General features: G+C 68.4%; 16 protein-coding genes and 1 pseudogene. 11 read left to right on the top strand and 6 right to left on the bottom strand.

Features of this window, described 5'->3' with window-relative positions:
* Positions 1-4 precede the first annotated feature (4 nt).
* The 3 genes from ACFRAU_RS18960 to ACFRAU_RS18950 all read left to right on the top strand — a co-directional run bounded on the left by ACFRAU_RS18960 (position 5) and on the right by ACFRAU_RS18950 (position 3,276).
* A complete protein-coding gene (locus ACFRAU_RS18960) occupies positions 5-1,633 on the top strand; it encodes a hypothetical protein (protein ID WP_378001062.1) in 1,629 nt (542 codons plus the stop codon).
* 144 nt (positions 1,634-1,777) lie between these two features.
* A complete protein-coding gene (nth, locus tag ACFRAU_RS18955) occupies positions 1,778-2,602 on the top strand; it encodes an endonuclease III (RefSeq protein ID WP_378001087.1) in 825 nt (274 codons plus the stop codon).
* Positions 2,599-3,276 (top strand): NUDIX hydrolase, encoded by a 678-nt coding sequence (locus ACFRAU_RS18950; protein WP_378001061.1) that lies wholly within the window; start codon positions 2,599-2,601, stop codon positions 3,274-3,276. The genes nth and ACFRAU_RS18950 overlap by 4 nt, the downstream gene beginning before the upstream one ends.
* A 27-nt stretch (positions 3,277-3,303) precedes the next feature.
* Here ACFRAU_RS18950 and ACFRAU_RS18945 read toward each other — a convergent pair whose 3' ends face one another.
* Positions 3,304-3,495, bottom strand: coding sequence for a YegP family protein (locus tag ACFRAU_RS18945; protein ID WP_377995087.1), 192 nt, complete (start codon positions 3,493-3,495; stop codon positions 3,304-3,306).
* Positions 3,496-3,752: 257 nt separating this feature from the next.
* Positions 3,753-5,537, bottom strand: a complete 1,785-nt coding sequence (locus ACFRAU_RS18940) for a bifunctional 3'-5' exonuclease/DNA polymerase (protein WP_378001060.1) — start codon at positions 5,535-5,537, stop codon at positions 3,753-3,755.
* Positions 5,538-5,894: 357 nt separating this feature from the next.
* Here ACFRAU_RS18940 and ssd point away from each other — a divergent pair, with 357 nt between their 5' ends.
* The 7 genes and pseudogenes from ssd to ACFRAU_RS18905 all read left to right on the top strand — a co-directional run bounded on the left by ssd (position 5,895) and on the right by ACFRAU_RS18905 (position 11,614).
* The gene (gene ssd, locus ACFRAU_RS18935) at positions 5,895-6,935 is read left to right on the top strand and encodes a septum site-determining protein Ssd (protein ID WP_378001086.1); all 1,041 of its coding nucleotides are present in this window, start codon (positions 5,895-5,897) and stop codon (positions 6,933-6,935) included.
* Positions 6,932-8,209 (top strand): annotated as a pseudogene (locus tag ACFRAU_RS18930) (TadA family conjugal transfer-associated ATPase); the annotation flags it as partial. The gene ssd and the pseudogene ACFRAU_RS18930, both read left to right, overlap by 4 nt.
* Before the next feature lie 329 nt (positions 8,210-8,538).
* Entirely contained in the window at positions 8,539-9,345 is an 807-nt protein-coding gene (locus ACFRAU_RS18925; protein ID WP_378001059.1) for a hypothetical protein, read from the top strand.
* A gap of 70 nt (positions 9,346-9,415) precedes the next feature.
* On the top strand, positions 9,416-10,030 hold the full coding sequence (locus ACFRAU_RS18920) for a type II secretion system F family protein (RefSeq protein WP_378001058.1): 615 nt from the start codon (positions 9,416-9,418) through the stop codon (positions 10,028-10,030).
* Between the two features lie 344 nt (positions 10,031-10,374).
* Entirely contained in the window at positions 10,375-10,662 is a 288-nt protein-coding gene (locus ACFRAU_RS18915) for a DUF4244 domain-containing protein (RefSeq protein ID WP_377995092.1), read from the top strand.
* Between the two features lie 134 nt (positions 10,663-10,796).
* Positions 10,797-11,222, top strand: coding sequence for a TadE family type IV pilus minor pilin (locus ACFRAU_RS18910; protein ID WP_378001057.1), 426 nt, complete (start codon positions 10,797-10,799; stop codon positions 11,220-11,222).
* Positions 11,219-11,614: an Rv3654c family TadE-like protein gene (locus tag ACFRAU_RS18905; RefSeq protein WP_378001056.1), complete on the top strand. Its 396-nt coding sequence runs from the start codon at positions 11,219-11,221 to the stop codon at positions 11,612-11,614. Before ACFRAU_RS18910 ends, ACFRAU_RS18905 begins: the two co-directional genes overlap by 4 nt.
* 139 nt (positions 11,615-11,753) lie before the next feature.
* Here the strand turns inward: ACFRAU_RS18905 and ACFRAU_RS18900 are convergent, their stop codons facing one another.
* Together ACFRAU_RS18900 and ACFRAU_RS18895 are read right to left on the bottom strand one after the other, a co-directional pair.
* On the bottom strand, positions 11,754-14,150 hold the full coding sequence (locus ACFRAU_RS18900; protein WP_378001055.1) for a DEAD/DEAH box helicase: 2,397 nt from the start codon (positions 14,148-14,150) through the stop codon (positions 11,754-11,756).
* A 141-nt stretch (positions 14,151-14,291) separates the two neighbouring features.
* On the bottom strand, positions 14,292-14,984 hold the full coding sequence (locus ACFRAU_RS18895) for a GNAT family N-acetyltransferase (RefSeq protein WP_378001054.1): 693 nt from the start codon (positions 14,982-14,984) through the stop codon (positions 14,292-14,294).
* A 124-nt stretch (positions 14,985-15,108) separates the two neighbouring features.
* Between ACFRAU_RS18895 and ACFRAU_RS18890 the strand changes: the two genes are divergently transcribed.
* A complete protein-coding gene (locus tag ACFRAU_RS18890) occupies positions 15,109-16,002 on the top strand; it encodes a rhodanese-related sulfurtransferase (protein WP_378001053.1) in 894 nt (297 codons plus the stop codon).
* Between the two features lie 58 nt (positions 16,003-16,060).
* Here ACFRAU_RS18890 and ACFRAU_RS18885 read toward each other — a convergent pair whose 3' ends face one another.
* Together ACFRAU_RS18885 and ACFRAU_RS18880 are read right to left on the bottom strand one after the other, a co-directional pair.
* The gene (locus tag ACFRAU_RS18885; RefSeq protein WP_378001052.1) at positions 16,061-16,624 is read right to left on the bottom strand and encodes a hypothetical protein; all 564 of its coding nucleotides are present in this window, start codon (positions 16,622-16,624) and stop codon (positions 16,061-16,063) included.
* Between the two features lie 121 nt (positions 16,625-16,745).
* A complete protein-coding gene (locus ACFRAU_RS18880) occupies positions 16,746-17,189 on the bottom strand; it encodes a hypothetical protein (RefSeq protein ID WP_378001051.1) in 444 nt (147 codons plus the stop codon).
* Positions 17,190-17,192 lie beyond the last annotated feature (3 nt).

The following is a 17,192-nucleotide window of genomic DNA, read 5'->3' as shown; positions in this document are numbered from 1 at the left end:
AGAAATGAATCAGCAAAGCCAGGGCCAGCCGGGCCAGCAGGGCACGGCCCAGCAGGGCGCCGGCCGGGCACCGCACGGGGCGGAACCGTCCGGGCGGCCGGAAGCGCACAGTGCTGCGCCGACCTTCATGAAGCAGCAGGGCGTGCGGAATGAGGCCGTTGCTGGACCCTTCACCGTCCGTGACCTGACCGTCTTCGCGGCCACCCTGGTTCTCTTCATTGCGTCATTGATCCCGATGTTCGCCGTGCGCTACAACCTGTGGAACCTCGGAAGCCTCTTCTTCCTGGGACTGGGCGTGGTGCTGCCGCTCATCGTTGCCGCGCTGTTCGCCGCCCGCCGGCTTGCCCCCGACACGCGGGTCCGCATCGGATCCCTCTCCGTGGACCAGTTCGGTTCGGTGGTTGCCTCGTTTGCTGTCGGCTTCTTCTTCCTGTCCGTCGCCGGCGCCTACACGCCCAGCCTGCTCGTGGCGCTGATCGGTTCCCTCGTGCTGCTGGCTGCCACGGTGCTGGCCCGTTACATCCCGTTCTTCGCCGGCGACTTCCTGGACCGCACCGAGGTGCCGGCCCACATCATGGCGCGTGACTCGGCCGTTCCGGTGCGCAAACCCAAAGCACCCAAGGAGCCCAAGCCTGCCGCCGCCGCGCCCGGTGCTGCTTCCACCGGTTCCACCGGTGCTTCGGTCGGCGCAACCTCGGCGGGTGCCGCTGCGCCTGCGGGCACTGATTCCCGCCGTCCAGTTTCCGCTGGTGCCAGTTCCCATGGTGCGACGGCGGTCGGCCAGCCGGGCCACGGTGCAGCCCAAACCGGGGTCTCCGGCGCCGGAACATCTAGCGCTGCAGCTGCCGGTTCCGGAATCGCCGCAGCACCGGCGACTGGTATTTGGCCCGCCGCCAACGCGGCCAGCAGCGCCGCTGCCTCGCCGGAAACGGGACCTGCCGCCGTCGTGCCTTCTCCGCCGACTGGCGGCGCCGCCGCCGCCGCACAGACGGGCACACTGCCGTCCGCCAATGCCACTGATGCCGGCGCGCAGCCGGCAACGGCGGAGGCCGAGCGGACCCAGGTGAACGCAGCCACGGCCGCCCCGGCGGCCAGCGCAGCGCCAGCCGGCTCAGGAGCGGCGGGCGCCAAAGCCCCGGCAGCTGAAGCCCCGGCTGCTGCGGCAGGCGCGGAGGAGCCCGCAGCGGAAGCCCCGGACGCCAAAGCCCCGGCAGGGGCGGCAGGCGCGGAGGAGCCGGCAGCGGAAGCCCCCGTCGCGCAGGGCAAGTCGGACGTAACTGCACATGACGCCGCGGAGGAGACGGCCCGGGCGGCCTCTGCCACGCCTGCCACCGCCGTTCACCCAAGGGTGGAACTGCCGGAGCAGGCGAGGTCGCAGGAACCGATCGGTGCCACCGTCGACCCCGCAAGCCGGCCGGAGGAGTCTGAGCAGGAGCAGGTCCACGAAGCCTTCTGGTTCGCCGTGGCACAGCACCGCACCGCCGTTGACGAGCGCACGGGCGCACCGCTGTTCGGGATCGAGCCCGGTGGCTGGGTACTGGCCCTCGAGGACCGCGGCGACGAGTTCCTGGTCCAGCACACGGACGGCCGGGTGGGCGTCCTGCGCGACCTCAGCAACATCGAGCGCGGCTAGCCGGCCGCCGTGGCCGATTCAGCTTCGCGCCGGCGCGGCACGCCGGGCATCCCTGTGGCCGCTGCTCCGGCGGAGGTTTCCGCGGAGATTCCAGGGGGCGCCATCCCCACCGGGTCTCCCGCAGAGACCCTCCCTGGCGATGCCATCCCCGCCGAAAGCGGGCCGGCGGCCACCCCGCCAGCCCGTTCCGGCGAGTCGCCCCTGGCCCTGAAGCGCCGCGCCCGGAGGATTAATCGGGCCCTCGCCGAGCAGTACCCGTACGCCCACGCCGAGCTCGACTTCCGGAACCCCTTCGAGCTCCTCGTGGCCACCGTGCTCTCCGCGCAGACCACGGACGTGACGGTCAACCTGATCACGCCGCTGCTCTTCACCCGCTACCCGGACGCCCGCGCCATGGCGGAAGCCGACACCGAGGAGCTCGAAGCCATCATCAAGCCGACCGGGTTTTTCCGCGCCAAGACGAGGAACCTCCTCGCGCTGGCGAACCGGGTGGTGGATGAGTACGACGGCGTGGTACCAGGGCGGCTGGAGGATCTGGTGACACTTCCCGGCGTCGGACGGAAAACCGCGAACGTGGTGTTGGGCAATGCATTCGGGATTCCCGGCATCACGGTGGACACCCACTTCGGCCGCCTGGCGCGGCGCTTCGGCTGGTCGGAATCGGACGACCCCGTCCGGATCGAGTCCGACGTCGCGGAGCTGTTTGAGCCCCGGGACTGGACCATGCTCTCCCACCGGGTGGTGTTCCACGGCCGGCGCGTGTGCCATTCCCGCAAGCCAGCCTGCGGTGCCTGCGCCGTCGCCAACTGGTGCCCCAGCTTCGGCTCGGGCGAGACGAACCCGGCCAAGGCCGCGAAGCTGCTGAAGTACGAACTGGCGCCCGGAAACGAGGAGCTCCTGGCGAAGCTGCTGGCAGAGACGCACCGCGCCGCCGAGATCCGGATGGAATCGCAGCGGAGGACGCAATGACAGCACGCCAGGATCTGGTGGACCTCGTCGATTCTATCCGGGCGGGTACAGGCCCGGGTAGAAATCCATACTGGCGCAAGCTCACCGTCGACGAGTCCGTCGCTCGCAAAGCGGCCGTCCTGATCCTCTTCGGAGCCCTGGACGATGTGCCCGCAGTCTCCGGCAAGCCGCTCGTGGCCGCCGACCTGGACGTTCTGCTCCTGGAACGCGCCCACACCCTGGATGACCATCCCGGACAGGTGGCCTTTCCCGGCGGCGGCATCCACGTGGGTGAGACTCCGGTGGAGGCAGCGCTTCGGGAAGCGGAAGAGGAGACCGGCCTGGACCCTTCCGGCGTCGAAGTGCTGGGTGCCCTGCCGGAACTGGCCCTGCCGCGCGGAAACTTTCTGGTGACCCCTGTGCTGGCCTGGTGGGCCGCGCCGTCGCCCGTCCGGGTGGTGGACTACGGCGAGTCCGCCCAGGTCTTCCGGGTGCCGGTCCGCGATCTGCTGGACCCCGAAAACCGCACGATGGCCGCCGTGACCCGCATGAACCAGACGTTCCAGAGCCCGGCGTTCACCGTGAACAGCCTGGTGGTCTGGGGCTTTACGGGCATGATCCTGAACGAGCTGTTCGACCAGCTGGCCTGGGCCGTTCCCTGGGACCGGACCAGGCTTCACCCGCTGGACCTCTAGGCGGCGCTGCTGGCTATTCCGCCAGCGTCAGTGCTGCGATTTCCGCAGATCCACCACCAGGCCGGTGGCGGCGTTTTCGCGCAGTGCGTTGATGCCCGCCACTACTCCCGAAACGCTCTTGAACCGCGGCGACTCTGCCACGATGTTTCCGTCCCCATCCATGAGACGGAATTTGTAAGTCTGATCGCTATCCTGGTGAACTTCGAACTTGCCCGCCATTGGCGTGGAAACCCCCTGCTGATGCTTCGTCGCACGTGCCGGGCCAACTTATTGCCACTGCCCGGCCACCAATGACTTTAGTGGCCCACGCCACACGAAGCCAACTACTGACCGGTACATTACTCAGTACAACCCGGTATTCCGTCTGGGGCGCATGTGACTTTTGTTTACCGTCAGCAGAGGCTATTGTCCTGGCCCCAGCCCCGGCCCCACGTGTCAAGGTGCCCCTTTTCAGTTCGGCCGGCTCTGCGGCGGGGCTACTTTGCGTTGTCGTAGGAATCGACGACGGCGATGCTCACCGGAAACTCGACCGGAATTGGCCCGAAGAGCAGCTCCTTGGCGGCGGTGGCGGCTTCCTCGATGGCGCGGATGCAGGCGTCCACGGCGGAATCAGGGGCATGGACCATCACCTCGTCATGCAGGAAAAATACGAGTTCCCCGGTTGCAGAACCGTCGGCACGCATGGTGCGTAGCCGCCGTCGTAATTCCGCCAGCCAGCAGGCAGCCCAGTCCGCAGCTGAACCCTGGACGACGAAGTTCCGGGTGAAACGACCGCGGGAACGGGCGATGGCGTCCGCCCGGCGTTGCTCCTCCGCCGAAGTGGAACGCTGGCTGCGGAACCACATTTCCGACGGCGGCGGGCTGCTGCGTCCCAGACGCGAGGTGACGGTCCTGCCGGCTTCGCCGTCGCGGGCGGCGCGTTCGACGAAGCCCACAGCGCGCGGGTAGGTCCTTGCCAGCTGCGGCATCAGGCGGCCCGCTTCGCCGGACGTGGCACCGTACATTGCGCCGAGCAGGGCCATTTTTGCCTTGCTACGGTCGCCGCCGAATCCCTTGGCGGCGATCCCCGCGTAGAGATCCTGGTCCCGGGCGGCCTCGGCCATGACCGAATCCTGCGCGAGAGCGGCCAGGACACGCGGTTCCAGCTGGGACGCGTCGGCCACGATGAGCTTGTGCCCGGGGTCGGCGTGAACGGCGCCGCGGACCTGGCGGGGAATCTGCAGTGCTCCGCCGCCGCGCGACGCCCAGCGGCCCGACACGACCCCGCCCACCACGTACTCGGGCCGGAACCTCCCGTTCCGTACCCAGGCGTCAAGCCACGCCCAGCCGTTGGCTGTGTGGAGTCGCGACAATTTCTTGTACTCCAGCAGGGGTTCGATGGCCGGGTGGCTGGACTCCTTCAGCTCCCATTTCCGCGTGGACTTCACCTCGATGCCGTTGCGGTGCAGGGCGCGCATGAGCTCCTGCGGTGAGTCCGGATTCAGTGCCGGCGCATTCAGCAGGCCCCGGAGCTCAGTGTTCAGGGCCTCAAGTTTGGCGGGACGGTGCCCCAGCGGCGGCCGCGTGCCCAGATGATCGGCCAGGATCCGCTCGTGCAGTTCTTCGCGCCAGGGCACGCCGGCATGCTGCATCTCGGCCGCCACGAGGGCGCTGGCCGACTCTGCGGCGAGGAGGAGCTGGAGCCGCTGCCGCCGGTTGTTGTCGCCCGTGGCGGTTGCTCCTGTGGCGGCTGCTCCTGCGGCGGCTGCCAGGGCGCCCTGCTGGGCCGCGTATTCGGCGCGCAGCTCGGCAAGGGTCTGGCGCGGTTGGCGTGCCGCGGCCGGATCGTCGAAGAGTGCGCCCTGGTCGGCGGGCGGAGGGGGCGGCTGGAGCAGCCGCGGCGGCTGCAGATCGTCGTCCTGCGTCAGCTTCTCGGCATTCCGGGCGTACGGGGTGTGGGCTGTGAACTCGGAATGGGCCAAGATGGCGCCACACAAGGAGAGGTCATAGCAGCGTTCCACGTCGACGCCCGCCGCCAGCAGGGGCAGGTACCAGTCCTGGGTGCGGTGCCAGATCCAGCGCGGGCGCCGCTTCTCGAGTTCGCCGACGACGGCGGCCAGCCCGGGTCCGTCGCTGGGTGCTCCGGGCTGGCTGCCGGGTTGGGTGGCTGGCGGAGCCGCGCTGACGATCCTTGGTTCGGGATTGTCGGGGTGGGGGAGGCCTGCCGCCGTGAGCTCCTGTATGGCTGCGCCGTTGGGGTGGGCGGCGAGCAACAGATACATATGTCCAATTCTGCCCTGCCGCCGAGGTGTTCGGCGTCGCCACCAGCGCCCTGTGGCCCACTGGTTCGTCCGGGTGGAGGTGCCGCTCCTGTCCTCCACAGCGGGCAGGGCTTGCTTTTCCGGGAGCCGGGCGGCCGGTTTTCCACATAGGCCCATTAGTCTCTGACGGGCGGCCGGACCTTCGGGCACAGTTGCTGCATGAGCAGGCACCACGCCCGGAACCGGCGACTCCCACCAGACCCGGATGGCGCGCTGCCGGATGCTGCCGTGCCTGAAGTCCAGCGCGGGCCAGCTCCGGCGAGGCCTCCGACCTCTTCTGAAGCCGGAACCTGGGTCCCCGACGGCGGCGGCGACGTTCTGCTCGTCACGGGCTTCGAATATCTGCGGGGCGAGGTCGAACGGATTGTCGCGGCGGCCGGCGGACAGCTCCGGGTGGTGGACGATGTGGCGGAGGCCGCACCATTCTGGGATTCCGCAGCCGACGTGCTGGTCGGCAGCGATGTCCGTGAACTGCCGCCCCGGCGCCGCGCGCCAGCCGTTCTCGTGGGCCTGAGCGGGGAAGGGGATACGCTCTGGCACCTGGGCGCTGCCTTGGGTGCACAACGCGTCGCCGTTCTTCCCGACGCCGCCGCCTGGTTGGCGGAGTATCTCAGCCGGTCACGTTCACCGGAGGCCGGAGGCCTGGTGCTCGGTGTTACCGGCGGCTGCGGAGGGGCAGGTGCCACCACCGCGGCGGCGTGGCTCGCGCAGGCAGCCGCTGAACTCGGTGCACGGGTCCTGCTCGTGGACGCCGATCCCTGGGGCGGCGGCCTGGAACTGGCCCTCGCTGCGGAGGAATCCCCGGGGCTCCGCTGGCCGGACCTCGCCGATGCCAGTGGCAGCATTGACCCGCAGCAGCTCGCGGACGCCTTGCCCGTCGCCGGCGGGTTCTCGTTTCTGTCCTGGCCTGGAAGCAGGGAACGGCCACCCCTCGTGGACCCGGTCACCGTGGGAGGCGTCCTCGACGCCGCCAGACGGGGATACGAAGTGGTGATCGTCGATATCGGCCGCAGCGCCGAGCCGCTGCGGACGTTCGCATGGGACTGCGACCGCCTCCTGGTTGTCGTCCCCGCCCAACTGAAGGCTGCAGTTGCCGCCGCCCGGCTGCTGCAGGAGCTTCCGCCCGTCGAATCCGCCCTGGTTATCAGGGGAAAGGCCGGCGTGGCGCTGGACGCTGCGCTCGTCGCCGAATCCGTGGGACTCCCTCTGCACGGCATGATGCCCGAGGTGCGGGGCACAGCCTCGGCCACCGAACTGGGCCGCCTGCTCGACCATGGCCGGCGGAAGTCTGTCCGGCGCTTCGCTTCCTCAGTGCTTGGCTTCCTGGCCAGCGATCTGCAGGCCGGGGACCTCCGGTGAGCGATCATCTGGTGGGTCCCGGGGCCGATACCGGCGGCCGCGCCGCAGCAGGGACTCCTGGTGCACCCGCTTCCCGTGCCGCGCTCGCGGAGACTGCCGGCAGGCGGCGAGCGGCCCGCGTCCTGGACGCTGGGCTTCTTGAGACGGTCCGTGAGTCGGTCATGGCGGAAGCCGGGCCGGTTACCCCGTCGCGGGTGGCAGCCGCAGTCCAGGCCACCGGGAAGCTGTTGGGCACGGCCGGTTCCCTCGCCGCCGCTGAGCGCATCAGTGCCGAACTCAACGGGCTCGGGCCGTTGCAGCACCTGGTCCGGGACCCGTCGGTCACGGACATCTTCGTGAACGCCCCGGACTCCGTTTGGCTGGACAGGGGACGCGGCATCGAACGGACATCCGTGACCTTCTCGGGGGAGACCCAGCTCAGGGCCCTTGCCGCCAGGCTGGTGGCATCGGGCGGCAGGCGGCTGGACGACGGATCGCCGTGCGTGGATGTGCGGCTCGAGGGTGGTTACCGGGTCCATGCCGTCCTGCCGCCTATCTCAGCCTCCGGCACGCTGCTTAGTATCAGGATCCGGCGCGAACAGGTCTTCACCATGGATGAGCTCCGGGACGGGGGCATGTTCGGGCCACTGGTTCAGGGTGTTCTGGAGCGCATGGTGGAGCGGAGGCTGAGTTTCCTGGTCAGCGGAGCCACCGGTTCCGGGAAGACCACGCTTCTTTCTACACTGCTGGGGCTCTGTCATCCGGGGGAGCGGCTGGTTCTGATCGAGGACGCCTCGGAGCTGAACCCGGTACACCCGCACGTGGTTTCGCTGGAATCGCGGCACGGGAACCTCGAGGGAGGCGGGGCCGTAGACCTTGGAGAACTCGTCCGCCAGGCCCTCCGGATGCGGCCGGACCGGCTGATCGTGGGGGAGTGCCGCGGTTCCGAAGTGCGCGAACTCCTGACGGCCATGAACACCGGGCACACCGGAGGCGGGGGCACCATCCACGCCAATGCCGCAGGCGCGGTTCCGGCCAGGCTCACCGCACTCGGGGCCTTGGCCGGACTTGGACAGGATGCGGTCCGCCTGCAGGTGGCAAGCGCCCTTGATGTGGTGGTGCACGTTGCCCGGTCGAGGCACGGACGCTATGTCGCCTGCATCGGCATCCTGACGGAGCGGCACGGTGGCCTAGACGTCGCCGTGGCGTTGGACGTCTCAGGCGGCAGGCCGGTCCCCGGGCCGGCGTGGGAGGTGCTTGCCCGGCGACTGGCCCTCGATCCGGGCCTGGCCCTGGACACAGGCTCTCTCCCCGATGCCGGCCACGCAGGCGACCCCATCCCTGTCCGCGACTCCGTCCGCGACTCGGCCATGCCCGGGTCAGGCCGCGATTACGGCCCCGTCCGCAACTCGGGCCTGCCCGGGCCAGCCCGCGACCTCATGTCCGTCCGCGACTCCGGCTTGGCCGGATCAGCCGGCCATTCCGACCCCGTCCGCGACTCCGGCCTGCCCGGGCCAGCGGCTGGAAGGCCAGAGCCGTTGCCCCCGGACGCGGCCGCAGGGCCAACGGGACAGGACGGTCCGGAGATCATGGGTGAAAAACGCGGAGCCCGCAGGGCGGCAGCATGACCGCCGTCTTTGTCGGTGCACTGGCGCTAGCCGCGTGGCTGATCCTGAGCCCTGCGCGCGGGCCACTCCGGCGAGCACGCAGTGCCCTCGGCCCGAGCGGTTTAGCGGCTGGCGGCCGTGTTGCCCGGAACGGCCTGCCTGCCGTTCCGGGCGGAGGCAGGTTTGTCCTCGCCCGGGGTCGCCGCAAGGCAGCCTTCGTGTCCCTGACGGTTGTGGTTCAGCAACTGGCCGCCCTGTTGAAGGGCGGCCGTTCACCTTCACGGCTGTGGGACGAACTGTGGCAGCTCTACGTGGAGCGGGGCTCCGCAGATGACGACCCCCGCCGGCCGCGGCTCAGCCCCGGATCAGCGGCTGTCCTGTCAGCCGCCCGTGGAGCCGCCCTGCGGGGAGGCCCGGTAGCCGAGGCAATACGGTCGGCGTGTTCGTCTTCGCGACATGGCGACGGCGGCCGTGAGCTGCGGATCTGGGCTGAGCTGGCCGCCTGCTTCGAGATAGCGGCCGCCAGCGGCTGTCCGCTGGCTGATGTCCTGACTCGCTTTGCGGCCCAGTTGGAGGTTGAAGATGATGCTGAAGCGGCCCGGCAGACTGCGCTCGCCGGACCGAAGGCAACGGTCGCACTGCTGACCTGGCTCCCGTTGCTGGGACTGGGTCTGGGTGTCTGCCTCGGCGTGGACCCGCTGGCGATGTTGCTGGGCACACCGTTCGGCGTGGCTGCCCTGGTCGCGGGCATCGGACTGACCGTCGCCGGCCGCATCTGGTCCGCAAGGCTCGTGCAGGCAGCGGCTGGCGCGGCTGTGCCATGAACTCGCGCCAACGGAGCCCCGCCATGAAGACCCGACCGCCGGGTTCCCTCCGCGTGAACAGACCAGGCCAATGAGTGGATCGGTCTTGGCTGCTGCCCTCATCTCCCTGGCGCTGGCGGCCGCCGCAGGCCTCGCCTTTAGTGGAACCGCTCACGCCAGATCAGGGCTCCTCCGCCGGAGCGGCTTGGCGGCGGGCAGCGGCAATGCGAATGGGTACGATCGCTCCCTGAGCGGCGCGGAGCAGTCACCGGGGTTGCGGGATACCGCCATGATGCTTGAGCTGATTGCCGCCATGCTCCACGCAGGTGCGGGTATCGGACGAGCCTTGGAACTGGTGGCTAATGCGGCCTCACCCGAGTACGGTCGCGCCCTCCGGCCAGTCGTAGGAGCCATGGCCATCGGTGCCGACTGGGAGACGGCCTGGCGCAGTTCGGACGTTCGGTCGCCGGAAATACTTGCCCTCCGGGACGCGTTGGGCTTCGCCGCGCTGACCGGTGCGCCGTCGTCATCCATCCTTTATGCCCAGGCCGCCAGAATGAGGCGCGAACGCTTCCGGGCCGCGGAGAAGCGCGCGGCCTCCCTCGGAGTAAAGCTGGTGGTTCCGCTGGGGCTTTGTTCGCTGCCCGCCTTCATCTGTCTGGGAGTCGTTCCTGTACTGCTTGCCCTGATTCCTTCAGGCAGCTGAGATCCTTCGGCACGTGAGATCCTTTCGGCAGCTGACATCCCTCAAGCAGCCGCACTCTCTCGGCCCCACAAGCCCGGTCGGCGTGCATGGCTGTCCCGCAGGCTTTCTCGGACTGCCTGCATTTCCCCTGCCATGAATTTCCACCTTCCGTACGGCTGCACATTCTGCTTTGGCGTAGGGCCCACTTTCCGCGCGGCCGCCGCGGATACACCGGCACTTCCCCTCCACATACGGCCGGTCTGGCTGCTTTTCCACTTAGCGAAGTTCAGGCCTTACCGGTCCCGGTGGCGGACGGGAGAGTCGACTACACCGGCAATCCGCCGGAACTCAAGAAAGGAAAATTCATGTCCCTCAACTACCAAACTCCGGGTGAAGCCGCCCGGCCCTTGCGCCGGGACTCCGACGAAGCCGACGTGCTGGAGATCTACCCTGGCGCCAGCACCGCGCCGCGGGTGAAGCCACGGCCACGCAGGCGTCTCATGGCTTCGGAAGCGGGTATGGCCACCGCCGAATACGCCATCGCCACGCTGGCGGCGGTGGGCTTCGCCGGGCTCCTGGTGTTCATCCTGCGCAGCGACGAAGTCCGTGGCTTCCTCCTCAACCTGATCCGTACGGCGCTGGCCCTGCCGTGAAACCCGCTCCGCAGACCCTTGCGGCCGGACTTGAGTCCTGCCGGCAGCAGAGGCACCCATCCGGAGAAGAGGCCGGCCGCGGTCAGGGGAAGGTCCGCGGCGCCGAGTGCGGGCACGGGACGAGCCGTGGCGCTGTGACCGCTGAATTTGCGGTCGCTCTTCCGGCGGTCCTGCTGCTTCTGGCGATGCTGCTGGCGGGGTCTGCGGCGGGAATCACCCAACTGCGGCTGGAGGACGCGGCGCGGGCGGGTGCCAGGGCACTCGCCAGGGGTGAGGACCCAGCCGTCGTCGACGGTATTGTCCGGAAGCTGGCTGGCCCGTCGGCCTCATCGGCCGTGGTGCCGGCTGGTGAATGGATGAGCGTCACCGTGTCGGACCGGGCGGCTGGGCCTCTGGGACGCATGATGCCCTGGACGCTGACCGCCAGGGCGGAGGCACGCAGCGAAACGGCATCATCTGCGCCGGCTCCGGGAACGGAGCACCCGGAGCACCCGGCGCGACCGACGCGGCCGGCACTGGTGGGGCACGCATACGGCATTACTGCCGGGTGGCCTCTGTGAGCCGGCGGTGCAGACAGCCCTTCGGCCAGCGCAGAAATCCGGTATCCGGTGTCGAGTCCGAACGCGGATCGGGCACTGTGCTGGCCGCGGGGCTCGGCATGGTGGTTGTGATGGTCATGGCCCTGCTCCTCCTGCTGGCGCAGGCGTCCGCGGCGGCGTCCAGGGCCGCCGCCGCGGCCGACCTCGCAGCGTTGGCCGCGGCTGACGCGCTCCGTGGCGTTTCAGCGGGGGAGCCCTGCGTCGTGGCCGCCGCGGTGGCTGCCCGCCATAAAGCAACGCTCGTCACCTGCACCGCAGGAGGCGGCCAGTCCGTCGAAGTCAGCACGGAGCTGCCTGCGGGGCCGCTCCTGGGTGTCGCCACCGGCCGTGCCAGGGCGGGGCCGCCGCCCTAACCTTCGCGAAGCTCCCAGAGTGCACGGGGCTCCAAAATTGCGCGGGCTCAAGGAGCACCGGGCGTGGGCGGCATCACAGCTTCTCAGCGTGGGGACCCGTCCCAGACTGGCCCCAGCGTCAATGGGACGGCGCTGGTTTCTAGACCGCGTTCGACGCCGGTGCTCCCGCCTTGGAATCCTCCGGGGCTGCCGCGTCCCGCGCGTCCTTCAGCAGGACATCGATCAGGGTGACTGCTGCGTCCTTGTCCAACGGGTTGTTCTTGTTGCCGCATTTCGGCGACTGGACACAGGAGGGGCAACCGGATTCACACTCGCAGGCCTCAATCGCGTCTCTCGTGGCCTTCAGCCACACCTTGGCTTTCTCGAAGCCTCGCTCGGCAAAACCGGCGCCGCCAGGGTGCCCGTCGTACACGAAAATCGTCGGCACGCCGGTGTCGGCATGGATGGCGGTTGAAACCCCGCCGATGTCCCACCGGTCGCTCGAGGCAACCAGCGGCAGCAGGCCGATGGCGGCGTGCTCGGCCGCGTGGAGGGCTCCGGGGAACTGGGCTTCGATGAGTCCGGCGCCTGTGAGTGACCGGTTCTCCACCACAAACCATACGGCTTTCGTAAAAAGGTCCCGGGCTCCCAGATCGAGGGGCTCCTCGCCCAGGACTTCATTGGAAATCAGGGCTTTCCGCTGGAAGGAGATCACTTGCGTTGTGACCTTGACGTCGCCGAAGTGCACGGCAACATCGCCCCACTGCGCCGTCCGCTGGGTCTCGAGGACCTCGATCTGGGTGACGTCCCGGGCTGTCGTGTAGTAATCGGGGTTGGCCCGGCGTACCACCACGCAGTGATCGTCCTCGTTCAGGTCCTCCACCACGTAGCTATCACCCTGATGGACGTACACGGCCCCGGTATGGGCTTGGTAGTGCGTTTGCGGCGAGTCCATGGTTCCCAGCAGCGAACCGGTGTCGGCATCCACAATGCTCACGGGCCCGCCGCCGTCGGCCCGCAGGTTCACCATGGCGGCCGCGCTCTGCGGGTGGGTCCAGAACCAGCCCGCCGGGCGCCGCCGCAGGTAGCCCTGTGCCACCAGCTGCCCGAGGAGCTTCTCCGCAGTGGCTCCGAACAGCGGCAACTCGGCAACGCCGAGCGGGAGCTCAGCGGCCGCGGCACAGAGGTGCGGGCCCAGGACGTAGGGATTGGATGGATCAAACACCGTCGCCTCGACGGACACGTCGAAGATAGCTTCCGGATGGTTGACCAGATAGGTGTCCAGGGGATCGTCGCTGGCCACGAAGGCCGCGATGGCGTCCTGCCCGGCGCGGCCCGCCCGGCCGATCTGCTGGAAGAGGGACGCCCTGGTGCCGGGCCAGCCAGCCACCAGCACCGCGTCGAGTCCGGAGATGTCGATGCCCAGTTCCAAGGCCGAAGTGCTGGAGATGCCCAGCAGCTGGCCGGTCCGCAGCGCCCTTTCCAAGGCACGGCGTTCCTCCGGGAGATACCCGGAGCGGTAGGCTGCCACCCGTTGCGGCAGGCTGGGGTCGACCTCATCCAGCAGCCGTTTGGTGATGGAGGAGATGGTTTCGGCGCCGCGCCTGGATTTGATGAACGCGATGGTCCGGACCCGCGACGACACAAGGTTCGCGAGGAGGTCGGCGGTTTCGGCCACGGCCGTCCTCCGCTCCTTGGCCCCGTTCTCGCCGCGGACCTCGGTGAGCGCCGGTTCCCAGAACGCCACTGTCGTGGACCCATGCGGGGAGGAGTCTTCGGAGACTCCGCGGACCGCGGCGCCAATAAGCCGGCCGAAGGACGTCTCCGGCTCGGAAGCGGTGGCGGACGCCGCAATGAACACCGGTCCGGCGGAGCTGCCATTGGGCGCGTAGTAGGCACAGATGCGCCGCAGCCGGCGCATCAGGTTGGCCACATGGGAGCCGAAAACGCCGCGGTAGCTGTGCGCCTCGTCCACGATCACGTAGCGCAGGCGCCGGAAGAACCCTGCCCACCAGGCATGGTTCGGCAGGATGCCGAAGTGCAGCATGTCCGGGTTGGCCAGAATGAAGTTCGCGTGGTCGCGGATCCAGCGGCGGGAGGCCTGGTCGGTGTCGCCGTCGTAGGTTTCAGCCCGGACGGTAGGGAGGTTCAGGGACCGGATCGCTGCGAGCTGGTCTGCCGCCAGCGCCTTGGTGGGGGAGAGATAGAGCGTCACGGCGCCGTCGTCGTGGATCTTTCCGGGCTCCGACAGGACGCGGAGTTCGGACCGGTGAATCGCGTCCAGCGCCGGCAGCTGGTAGGCGAGGGACTTCCCGGACGCCGTCCCGGTGGCGATCACCACGTGATCGCCACCATGGGCAATGTCTGCTGCCCGGATCTGGTGCCGATAGGGCTGGTGAACGCCGAGCTTGCCGTAGGCCGCGACCAGGTCCGGGTGCGCCCAGTCCGGCCACGGTTCGTGCACGGCGGCGCGCGCCGGAATGGTCCGCACATGCCGGAGCTGCTCCGGGTCCGGGCCACGGCCCAGCAAAGGAATCAGCGAGTCATGGGGGTTCACCCCAACATTCTTTCATTCGTGCAAAAATCGCCCGCACGGAACAACGCAGGGAGGAGGGAACAGCGGACACGACAGACCAGCGAACCGGCGCGGAGCAGCTGACCCGGGACACAGCCCGGAGGGAGGGAAATGCCGGGAGGGTCAGACCACGGAGAGGTCGGATCCTTCGTCGGAGGCGGAGAGCATCAGCACGTGGCACACCGAGGACCAGCCCAGATGCGAATACAGCTTCTGCCCGTCAAGGGACGCCAGCAGGAGTCCGTCCTCCACGTCGTGGGAGAACGCCTGCGCCGCCAGTGCCTTCATGATGAAGCTGCCCAGGCCCCGGCGCTGGAAGGAGGGCTCGGTGACGATTTTGTCGAAGACCGCGGTGCCGTTGATGACCACCACGCGGCCGCTCACCGCCAGAGTGTCGCCCGAGCGGACTTCGGCAAAGTGGACCCCGTCGGACTCCCACGTTTTCAGGGACAGGTCGTCGTCCGAGAGCCACGGGTCCTCGGAGTCCTGCGTTTCCATGTCCACGACCATCATGGCTTGGGACGCTGACGTGGCGTTGAGGTTGTGCTGTTCAGCCAGGAGCTTGTAGCGTCCCACATCATTGGTCAGGATGGTCAGAACCCGCTTGGGGGCCTCGGCAGTCTTTGCAGCAAGGTCCGCGAACTCGGCGTCCGTGGGGTCGGAGGCGAAGTATTCCCAGTCCCCGGTCGTGTCCGCACGCAGGGCAGCGGGGAACCGTCCCTCGGTGCGCGTTTCATAGCCCCGGCAACCAGCCCAACCGGCTACCCAGACTTCAAGCAAATGAGTGATGTCTCCAACCATGGCTTCTGGCGTCATGTGATGAGAGTATTCCAGCGCTGTCACAAGTAACAGAGCTTTGGCGCTTGCTTATGCAATTGTGATAGGAGGCTCTTCCCCGGTCCGAATCCGTCCCCGACGCCTACCAAGTACCCTTAAATACGTGGCTTTGAACCGAATCGTACTCTTTTACGGCTTTACTCCCATCGCAGACCCGGACGCTGTTCGGCTCTGGCAGCGTGCCCTGTGCGAGAAGCTCGGCCTGACCGGACGGATCCTCATCTCCAAGGACGGCATCAACGCCACCGTCGGCGGGGAGATCGGGGCCGTCAAGCAATACGTGAAAACCACGCGTGAATACAAGGGCTTCCACGGCATCGACGTCAAGTGGTCCGATGGCGGGGCGGAGGACTTTCCCCGCCTAAGCGTCAAGGTCCGCGATGAGATTGTTTCGTTCGGCGCTCCCGGCGAGCTGAAGGTGGACCAGAACGGCGTCGTGGGGGGCGGAACGCACCTGCTGCCCGAGGAACTGCACGAACTCGTCGACGCCAGGAAGGCCAGCGGCCAGGACGTCGTGTTCTTCGACGGCCGCAACGCGTTCGAGGCACAGATCGGCAAGTTCAAGGACGCCGTCGTCCCCGACGTCGCCACCACCCATGACTTCATCACCGAACTCGACTCCGGCAAGTACGACCACCTCAAGGACCAGCCGGTCGTCACCTATTGCACCGGGGGCATCCGCTGCGAGGTGCTGTCCAGCCTCATGGTGAACCGCGGCTTCAAGGAGGTGTACCAGCTGGACGGCGGGATCGTGCGCTACGGCGAAAAGTTCAAGGACCAGGGCCTCTGGGAAGGCTCCCTGTATGTCTTCGACAAACGCATGCACCTCGAATTCAGCGAGGACGCCCGGACCATAGGCGAGTGCGTCCGGTGCCAGGCGCCCACCAGCAAGTTCGAGAACTGCTCGAACCCCAGCTGCCGCACCCTCACCCTGTACTGCGCCGAGTGCGCTGCCACCCCCGAGACCCTGCGCTGCCCGGACGGCTGCGCCGCCTGAGCTGGCGCGCCTGCGCCCCTGAGCGGTCCGGGCCAGCGAGCGACTGGCAGCCGTTGCGTCAGATCCGGCTGATCCGGTAGGCGAAATTGGCGTCCGAGCGCGCCTCCACCGTCACCCGAAGCACGGAGTCCTCGGACAGGTGCACCACATTGACGCGCGACGTGCCGCACCGGAGGCTCAGGTCCACCAGGGCGAACTCTGCGTCGCGGACGGTGAATGAGACCCGCCGCTCGCTGCGGCATGCGAGGGTGAGGGAGTACGTGCCGCCCGGCAGTTGCTTGGTGGATTCGGTCTTGCTGCCGCCCTTGGCAACGCTGCCGTAGCTGGTGTGGAAGACCTGTCCCTCGGCGTCGGGCAGGACTTCCTTCGCCCATTCCGTGAGTTCCTGACCGGACACCGGCTCGTTCTCCAGCGGATCACGCGGCAGCACGGGATCCGTCACCACCGGGGCGGTGTCCGGTAGTTCGCCCCGGCCGTCGTCGTAGCTGTATTCACAGCCGCCCAGAACGGCTGCCACCAGCACAAACAAAAGCACGACGGCGGCTGCCGGCGCCCGCAGCCACAGCATGCGGTGCGCCCGCCCCAGGAAACGATGCGCGGAGGCCATCCGCACCGCGGGCATACCCCGACTTTAAGCCTGCCGGAGGCGCCGGTACAGATGGCAATCCGCCGGAAGAAAAAATTCGCCCGGGCCGTCCCCGATCTGCGGGATCCGTAGGGCGCCGCCGCTGACCGGCCCCGGGTTACGGCGCAGGAACGAGGTGGTAGGCGTACAGGAGCGGCGCGTCCACGCTGGAGGCGCTGATCTCCATCCGCCCGGTCTTCGGCACGGAGATCCTCGCGGTTTCGCGGCTGCCGTTGCAGGCCGCCCCGGCTTCCGTCAGTTCCTTGCCGGCGAGCGTCACAGCGAAGAACGCCTTGCCGCCGCCGTCGCACGTGATGGTCAGTGTGTAGTCACCCGCCGGTACGCTGGCTGCCGCCTGGATAATCCTGTCCCGGTTGAGGATCTTGCCGGAGTCCTCCAGCAATGCCTGGCCGTCGGACGGCAGCGCGGTGGCCCGCCACTGCGGAACATCGGCATTTTCGACGGACACCACGGGGGAGCAGGCAGTAGCTGCCAGCAGGATGAGGGCGGACGCAGCCGTCCCGCCCAAGGCACGGGTAATCAGAGGACAACGTTCAGGCATGGC

Source organism: Arthrobacter sp. NPDC056691, from assembly GCF_042791415.1.
GTDB lineage: Bacteria > Actinomycetota > Actinomycetes > Actinomycetales > Micrococcaceae > Arthrobacter.
This window is presented reverse-complemented; position numbering and strand designations above follow the sequence as displayed.